The 1080-nt window shown below is 64.9% G+C and carries 3 protein-coding genes; all 3 read right to left on the bottom strand.

The annotated features are described in order from the left end of the window. Nucleotides 1-427 (bottom strand): hypothetical protein (locus EII35_RS15490; RefSeq protein WP_148098969.1); only part of this gene is annotated, 427 nt, incomplete at its 3' end. Beyond that, nucleotides 424-846 (bottom strand): hypothetical protein, encoded by a 423-nt coding sequence (locus EII35_RS15485; RefSeq protein ID WP_125229340.1) that lies wholly within the window; start codon nt 844-846, stop codon nt 424-426. The genes EII35_RS15485 and EII35_RS15490, both read right to left, overlap by 4 nt. Next, nucleotides 843-1080 (bottom strand): hypothetical protein (locus EII35_RS16125; protein ID WP_221739804.1); only part of this gene is annotated, 238 nt, incomplete at its 5' end. The genes EII35_RS15485 and EII35_RS16125, both read right to left, overlap by 4 nt.

Here is a 1080-nt window from a genome sequence, read left to right as displayed (position 1 = left end):
GGCGCTGTTCGCTGATCGGGAGGGCCTTGAAGGCGCCCATGGCGAGGGGGTCGTGGCGTGGGACACCGGCCTTCACGGCTCGTCGGTACCAGGGGGGCAGCAGGAGTCTGGGGAACCAGATGAGGTAACCGAGGAAGAAGATGAGGATGCAGGACAGGCACGTAAGAGCGATGATTCCGCCCACGACTCGTGGGATGACCGAACCTATGAGTCCCACAGGGGAGAGGAGAAAAGCCACTCCGCCGAAAAGGAGGGAGAGTGGCGTGCAGGAGAAGCCTCGATACCCCTGAACGAAGCGAGGCACGGGTTCTGTGTAGAAAACCCAGCCCTGTATGGCGGCCAATGCTCCAATTGCCATGAAGGCAAGGGAGACGATCACCTGACCGAAAGCTGCGGAAACCAGGGGGGTGATGGCAAGAAGGGTCATCCGAAAAGTCCTTCAAATGGTCCCTTGGAGAGGTTGAGGATGCCCTCCCCGATGTCTCCGGCGATGTCCCCGATGGTCCTGTCCCCCATGGGAATGCTCAGGGCCAGGCCCACGGCAACGCCCGCCACGACACCGACGGGGCCTCCGAAGGCTGCTCCGGCTGCGGCCCCAAGCAGGATCGGTGAAGCCACTTGGGCTCCTGCCCGGAGTGTTCCGATCCCGGCGACGTGGAGGGCACGTTCGCTCTGGGTGAGGTCTGGGCGCTGCTCGCGGAGTCTCTTGTCGGTCTTGCCGTACTCCTCGACGGCGGTGATGTCCCATCGTGCGGCGTCCCCCGCCGCGGAGACGTAGTCCGAGGTGTCGAGTTCGGGCCAGTGTTCTGGAACTGTGCACTTGAAGGCGTCGCCGCGGAGGTTCATGGTTGTTCCTTGTCCAGACCTGCGGTGATTCCGGCCGAGAGGCCGGGGAGGGAGGTCGTGGCCTTGGTGGCGTCGGTGATCGGTGCGTGTGGGGGAGGCTGCGGTGCTGCGGGTGCGGGCGTCGACTGAACCTCGGCTCGGGCGGTGAAGCTCACCAACTGGCGCTGTTCGCTGATCGGGAGGGCCTTGAAGGCGCCCATGGCGAGGGGGTCGTGGCGTGGGACACCGGCCTTC

Source organism: Arachnia propionica (assembly GCF_003932785.1).
GTDB classification, from domain to species: Bacteria; Actinomycetota; Actinomycetes; order Propionibacteriales; family Propionibacteriaceae; genus Arachnia; species Arachnia propionica_B.
Note: the sequence above shows the minus strand (reverse complement) of the source record. Positions and strands in the feature narration are given on the sequence as shown.